Origin of the sequence: Pseudofrankia asymbiotica (assembly GCF_001983105.1) — a bacterium.
Classification (GTDB): Bacteria; Actinomycetota; Actinomycetes; order Frankiales; family Frankiaceae; genus Pseudofrankia; species Pseudofrankia asymbiotica.
The window spans coordinates 21,464-27,463 of record NZ_MOMC01000104.1 but is presented as its reverse complement, the minus strand read 5'-3'; the positions used below and the strand labels follow the sequence as shown (position 1 = coordinate 27,463).

The window sequence follows — 6,000 nt, the reverse complement described above, 5'->3', positions numbered from 1 at the left end:
CCCTCGTCCTGGCCGGCATCCCCGAACCAGACCGCCTCACCTACCTCCAGGACATCCTCGTCAGCGAACGCACCAACGACGAACTCTTCGCCACCGTCTGCACCCTCGCCGTCGCCCCCGACCGCGCCTCCCTCGGCATGCGCCTGGCCGGACACCCACCCCCCGCACTCCTCCACCCACACCTCACCGCACTCCCCGACCACGAGGTCGGCCCCGCCCTCGGCGTCCTCGACCACGTCACCAGCAACCAGGTCACCGTCCCCCTACCACCCGGCTGGGAACTCCTCCTGGCCACCGACGGCCTCCTCGAAGGACGCGACGGCCCCACCGGCGAACGACTCGGCTGGGACGGCGTCCTCACCGAAATCGCCACCATCAACCCACCACCCGGCGACGACACCCTCCCCGACGTCCTCATCGACCACATCGAACGACGCAACGGCGGACCACTCACCGACGACGTCGCCGTACTGCTCCTGAAAGGACCGAAGGCATAACGCGGACAGGCCGGTCTCCCGCCTGTTCCGGGCCTACGGCTTTCTCGCCGGACCGCGCCTCATGTCCAGCTCAGCGTTTATCCAGCTCAGCGTTCCGTCGCGGTGAGACTCATGCGTCCGGTCGAGACCGCGGCGACCGCGCCGCCGTCCACGAGCAGGTCGATTCCGGTGATGAACGAGGCCGCGTCCGACAGGAGGAACTGGGTGGCCGCCGCGATGTCGTCCGGCGAGCCGAGGCGGCCGGTGCCGGAAGCCGCGACCATGGCGCGCATGCCGGCGCCGGACTCGCCGGYGAGCTCCTGCTGGCCCATCTTCGTGGAGATGACTCCCGGGCTGATCGAGTTCACCCGCGCGCCCCGCGCCCCCCAGGACCCACTTGCCGCCCGCACCCGCAGCTGGTTGGCGCGCTTGGCGAAGGAGTAGGCATAGCCGGCGGACGTGAAGGCACCCACCGCCGTGCACGGCAGGCCGAGCAGATCCTCGGTGGGCGCGCCCGCGAGCTGTGCCTCGACCTCGCCGGCCGGCGGCGGCGCGAGGTAGCCGGACATGCTCGAGATGACGACGCCGGCACCGCCCACGGTGACGACCTCGCCGAACGCGTCGAGCACGAGCGCCGTGCCATACAGGTCGACCTTCAGGATCGCCTCGACCGGCGCCTGCGCCGGCGACAGCCCGGCGGTGTGGACCACGTGCCGCACCGGGCCGAGATCCGCGGCCGCTCGCGCGAGCGCGTACACGGACTCCCGGGACGACACGTCCACGACCAACGGCGTCACCTGCTGGCCCTCGTCGCGGAGGGCCTCGGCGGCCGCGTTCAGCGCTGTCTGGTGGTAGTCGGCGAGTAAGAGGGCCTTGCCCGGGCCGAGGCGGCGACTGATGGCGACGCCCATGCCGCCCGCACCGATCACGACAAGTACCTCGTTCGGCATCCGCCCAGCTCCCTACACCCTCGATTACGAGACGGTTTGTCTCGGAATCGGGACTATACATCGCCCGACCTGCCAGCACACGGCCTGACCTGCCGAAGCATGACCTGACCTGCCGAAGCGTGGCCTTACCTGTCGACCTCCGGCTCTCCTAGACTCGGCGGATGACGGGTGGGCGCCCACGCAGCGAGACCTCACGGCTCGCGATCCTGGACGCGGCGCGCGACCTGCTGCTCGAACGCGGCTACGAGCGGCTGACGATCGACGCCATCGCCACCCGCGCCGGCGTCGGCAGGCAGACGATCTACCGCTGGTGGGCCTCGAAGAGCGCCGTCGTCGCGGACGCCGCGCTCGAAGGCGACCTGGCGCCCCCGCTCGTCCCCCCGCCCGACACGGGCGACATCGAGACCGACCTCCGCGGCTGGCTGCGCGCCTGGACGCATCGGCTGACCACGGCCGAGAGCACGGGCTTCATCCTCGCCCTCACCGCGGCGACCGCCGACGACCGCGCGATCGCCGACATCCTGTACGACCGTTTCACCCGACCGCACGAGCAGCTCCTGCGCGACCGGCTCGAGCTCGCCCGCGTGGCCGGCCAGCTCGCGCCGGACGCCCCGGTCTCGACGATCGCGGGCGTGCTCATCGGCTCCATGCTGTATCGCGTCCTCAGCCGACAGGCGCCCCCGACGGCGGACGACGCCGACCTGGTCGTCGGCCTCGTGTTCCACGGATCAGGAAACCGCGGTCGTCGAACAGGCATCTGACGTGACGCCCTCCTCGCCCGCGCCGCCGTGCGTCGGGACCTGTTCCGGTTCGTGGAGCTGAACGGCCGCCGGAGACCAGACGGCCCAGTCCGCGCGGAGAGTGCGCTTCCGGYCTTCTCGCGGTGATGTCGGTGGAAGGCTGGGTAACCGTGACGGGGAGAAGCGAGGGGCGCCACTCATCCGCGGAGAGCGAGGACCGGCCACCCGATTTCTGGGTCAGCTACGTGGAGACGGTCGAGGCGGATCGGCGGTGGGCCTCCTCCCAACACAACCGACCCCGCCTGCGGAATGGACGCGCCGCGACAGCGGAGACGGGCGGCGTCGCGGCCCGCGGCCGGTGGGCCGCGGGCCGCGGCTTTCAGCAATGGGACTTCGGCGCGAGGTCAGGCCGCTTCTACCTGACGACAATCCGGACACGGCCGAGGTTCTGGACGAGGGTGTAGGCCGCCTTGGCGTCTCCCTCTTTCTGGGAGGTGACGCGGACGGCGACGAAATAGGTACCCGGCTTGGCGAAAGTATGAGTGGTCGCCAGCTGGACGGAGCTGTCGACATCGCCGATTCTGGAGCTTTCGGCGTAGCTACCGGTGCCGTCGAAGTCCCATTCCACTCGGGTGATCCTGCCGGCGCCCGTACCGGAGACGCGAGCCAGGAAGACTGTTGGTTCCTGCTCAAAATTGGGATCGGTAGGGTCGATCGCATGGCTTCCACGGCCCGCCGTCCCCGCGGTCACTACGCCCGGACGGCGACCCGCCGCCGGGAGATCGCCCAGGCGGTCCTCGACCTGGTCCTCGAGGAGGGCCACGCGAAGGTGACCACGGCCGAGGTCGCTCGGCGGGCGGCGACGAGCGAGGCAACCGTCCTCTACCACTACCGAGCAAGGACCAGCTCCTCCTCGCCGCCCTGGAACGAGATCAGGAGCTGGCCGTGCTCCACGCCGAGCAGGATGGTGTGCACCCGGCGGACGGCCTGGCCGGCCTCGACATCGATGCCCTCGCCGAGGCCGCGCGCGCAGCGACCCGCCGGGAATCCCTGCTCCGCCTCCGGGTCGCCCTGACCGGTCTCGCCGCGACTCCCGGGCACCCGGCAGAGGACTACTTCACGCGGTCCAACCGGAGCGCCGTCGACGTCTACGGTCGCCTCGTCGCCGAGCGCCAGATTTCCGGCCAGGCGCATCCGAGCCTTGATCCGGTAGACGTGGCACGGCAGTTCGTGGCCACCTGGGACGGCCTCGCGGCCCAATGGCTCCTCTCCCCCGACTTCGACCTGGGCGCACTCGTCGTCCAGGCGTTCCGCAGGCTCTCGGGCCAGAACTGGATGGAGGCGGCCCGCGCCGTGATCGAACCCCCGAACGGCATCTGATGACCAGCGGCTCGGGCCACGCTGGGCATTCCTGTCACGCCGACTACATGTCCGTGAGAGCCCGACCCCCGGGCGTGGGAGACACCGCCCGGGTGGCCGCTGAGAGGGCTTCGGCAGTCGCCGGATCGACCGGCAGGAACGCCTCCAGCTTCAGTTCGGCCAGCGTCACGTCGACGGCGGTGGCGAAGGTCGTCACGGTCGTCATCAGATGCAGGTCACCGCGGGAGGATCCGAGGTGGAGCGGGACGGCGAAGCCGAGCTGCCCGTCGGACGGCTCCAGCTCGGGGACGTAGCTCGCGAGTTCGGCGCGCAGTTCGGCGGCGTGGCCGAGGCGGGCCAGAATGTGGCGCGCCCATTCGGCGAGGTTGCGGATGCGGGGCGCCACGCCGTCCGGATGCAGCGCGAGACGGTAGACGTTCCTGCCCGGGCCGACCAGCTCGGGCGCCGCGCCCTCGGTGATCAGATCGAACGCGTCGTTCGCGGCGATCAGATCGCCGTTCCGATCCACGACCAGCGCCGGATATGGCAGATGCCCGCGAACGATGTGCTCGATCGCCGTGCGCACCGGAGCCAGCATCGGATCGTCGAGCGAACGTTCGGGGTAGACGGGCGCGTACCCGGMGGCCAACAACAGCTCGTTGCGCTCTCGCAGCGGCAGGTCGAGTGACTCCGCCAGACGCACGACCATGCTCCGTCCGGGGACGGACCTGCCGGACTCGATGAAGCTCAGGTGCCGCTGGGTGGTGCCCGCCCGCAGCGCCAGGTCGAGCTGGCTGAGGCGACGGCCGGTCCGGCGCTCGCGTAGCGCGTGAGGGAAGTCCACAGACCTGTTCTACCGGCGGTGGCGCCCCACGCCATTCCCCGCCGGGAATTGTCGCTGTCCGCACCGGCCATGAGCATCGTCGCCATGGACATCGGCGTACTGATCCCGACCGGAGCCGCCCAGTGGGGCGCGGGCGGCGACCCTCGGGAACTGGTCGCGTTCGGCCTGGCCGCCGAACGCCTGGGATTCTCCTCGCTCTTCGTCAACGACTCGCTGATCAGCCCACGCATCGAGGCCCTGACGATGCTGGCCGCGCTCGCCCCGGCGACCGAGACCGTCACCCTGGGAACGGGCGCCCTGTTGCCGTTCCTGCGAAGGCCGATCCAGGCCGCGCAGTCCCTGGCGTCGATCGACCTGCTGTCCGGCGGCCGGCTCACGGTGGCGGTGGGCGCGGGCTTCCCCGGCCGTTTCGGACGACCGTTCTACGACCTGTCCGAGGTGCCGTGGGAACGACGCTTCACCCGGCTGGACGAGACGGTCGCGTTGTGGCGGGCGCTGTGGAACGGCGCCAGCTCCTTCGACGGTGAGCTCCTCACATTCACCGACCTCCCACCCGCGACCAGGCCGTTCCGGGCAGGCGGCCCGCCTGTCTGGCTCGGTGGCGCGACCCCGGCCGCGCTCGCCCGCGCCGGCCGGACCTACGACGGATGGCTGCCCTACCCACCCGACCCCGCCGACTACGCGTCCGGGCTCCGGGAGGTCCGGACCGCGGCGGCCGACGCCGGCCGGGCCGCCGAGGACATCACACCCGCGCTGTTCGTCTCGGTACGGATCGATGACGACGTCGAAAGCGGYCGGCGGGCGTTGGACGACTACGCACGGGCCACGTACGGGATGCCGCTGGGCGAACTGGAGAAGATCCAGGCGGTGGTCACCGGCTCCGCCGACCAGGTCCTCGACGGACTGGCCCGGTATGTCACCGGCGGCGCGCGCCACATCGTGGCCCGTCTGGGTGCGCTGGACCTGGACTCCCAGCTCCGCCAGCTCGAGCGGCTCGCCGCGCTGATCCCCGCGGTCCGGTCATCAGCGGACCACTCGCCCGTGGGGCTCTGACCGCGGCATGCCCTCACGATGCCGACGTTCCGCGCGCGGGCTCTCGGGACGTCGGGACGTCGGGACGTCGGGACGTCGGGACGTCGGGACGTCGGGACGTGGGGACGTGGGGCTGTCCTGGCCAGTAGGCCGAGCTCGGGCCCACCGTTCGCTCAGGTCCAACCGGGCTCGGTCCGGCCGTCCCACTGATCGTCGAGCTGGTCGTGTCCGGGCGTCGACCATCTCGGCTGACCCGCGGACGGCTCAGGCGCGACGGGTGCCGGATCGACCGGGCCTACCCGTTCCGGCGCCTGCCGACCTCGTTGAATGCCTGTGCTGGCCGCTGTCTGGCCTTGATCCAGCCGTGGTCTGGGGTTGCGCCAGGCACGCTGGCGGACCGTGTAGCATCTGCTTTGCACCCGGGTGGCGAGCCCGGGAGTCACCGGTCCGGGTGGCGGAATGGCAGACGCGCTAGCTTGAGGTGCTAGTGCCCTTTAACGGGCGTGGGGGTTCAAGTCCCCCCTCGGACACAACCAGTATGCCCACGCTTGGGCGTGGGCAGGCCTCAGCGTGGATCGTCTTCGTGACGTGGTCGTAGC

At 71.0% G+C, this 6,000-nt stretch carries 8 protein-coding genes and 1 tRNA gene; 5 read left to right on the top strand and 4 right to left on the bottom strand.

Features of this window, described 5'->3' with window-relative positions; all coding sequences use genetic code 11:
- Nucleotides 1–497: PP2C family protein-serine/threonine phosphatase (locus tag BL253_RS36075; protein ID WP_131831667.1), on the top strand; the 497-nt coding region annotated here is incomplete at its 5' end.
- An 86-nt stretch (nt 498–583) separates the two neighbouring features.
- Here the strand turns inward: BL253_RS36075 and BL253_RS36070 are convergent.
- Nucleotides 584–1,426 (bottom strand): SDR family oxidoreductase, encoded by an 843-nt coding sequence (locus BL253_RS36070; protein ID WP_076822335.1) that lies wholly within the window; start codon nt 1,424–1,426, stop codon nt 584–586.
- Between the two features lie 161 nt (nt 1,427–1,587).
- On the opposite strand from BL253_RS36070, the gene BL253_RS36065 reads away from it, so the two are divergent.
- Nucleotides 1,588–2,187 (top strand): TetR/AcrR family transcriptional regulator, encoded by a 600-nt coding sequence (locus tag BL253_RS36065; protein WP_076822333.1) that lies wholly within the window; start codon nt 1,588–1,590, stop codon nt 2,185–2,187.
- 394 nt (nt 2,188–2,581) lie between these two features.
- Here BL253_RS36065 and BL253_RS36060 read toward each other — a convergent pair whose 3' ends face one another.
- A complete protein-coding gene (locus BL253_RS36060) occupies nt 2,582–2,917 on the bottom strand; it encodes a PKD domain-containing protein (RefSeq protein WP_241835454.1) in 336 nt (111 codons plus the stop codon).
- 137 nt (nt 2,918–3,054) lie between these two features.
- Nucleotides 3,055–3,360, bottom strand: coding sequence for a hypothetical protein (locus BL253_RS44455; RefSeq protein WP_241835453.1), 306 nt, complete (start codon nt 3,358–3,360; stop codon nt 3,055–3,057).
- A 21-nt stretch (nt 3,361–3,381) separates the two neighbouring features.
- Here BL253_RS44455 and BL253_RS44450 point away from each other — a divergent pair, with 21 nt between their 5' ends.
- Nucleotides 3,382–3,546, top strand: a complete 165-nt coding sequence (locus tag BL253_RS44450; protein ID WP_241835452.1) for a hypothetical protein — start codon at nt 3,382–3,384, stop codon at nt 3,544–3,546.
- A gap of 43 nt (nt 3,547–3,589) precedes the next feature.
- On the opposite strand, the gene BL253_RS36050 is transcribed toward BL253_RS44450, so the two are convergent.
- Complete coding sequence (locus BL253_RS36050; RefSeq protein WP_076822331.1) at nt 3,590–4,369, bottom strand: helix-turn-helix domain-containing protein; 780 nt, start codon at nt 4,367–4,369, stop codon at nt 3,590–3,592.
- A 69-nt stretch (nt 4,370–4,438) separates the two neighbouring features.
- Between BL253_RS36050 and BL253_RS36045 the strand changes: the two genes are divergently transcribed.
- Together BL253_RS36045 and BL253_RS36040 are read left to right on the top strand one after the other, a co-directional pair.
- Nucleotides 4,439–5,422: an LLM class flavin-dependent oxidoreductase gene (locus BL253_RS36045; protein WP_241835451.1), complete on the top strand. Its 984-nt coding sequence runs from the start codon at nt 4,439–4,441 to the stop codon at nt 5,420–5,422.
- Nucleotides 5,423–5,846: 424 nt separating this feature from the next.
- Nucleotides 5,847–5,931, top strand: a tRNA-Leu gene (locus tag BL253_RS36040).
- Nucleotides 5,932–6,000 lie beyond the last annotated feature (69 nt).

Bases quoted from the DNA above. Each gene is read 5' to 3' on its own strand.
- BL253_RS36065 (WP_076822333.1), top strand. From the start codon at position 1,588: ATGACGGGTGGGCGCCCACGCAGCGAGACCTCACGGCTCGCGATCCTG.
- BL253_RS44455 (WP_241835453.1), bottom strand. From the start codon at position 3,360: ATGCGCCTGGCCGGAAATCTGGCGCTCGGCGACGAGGCGACCGTAGAC.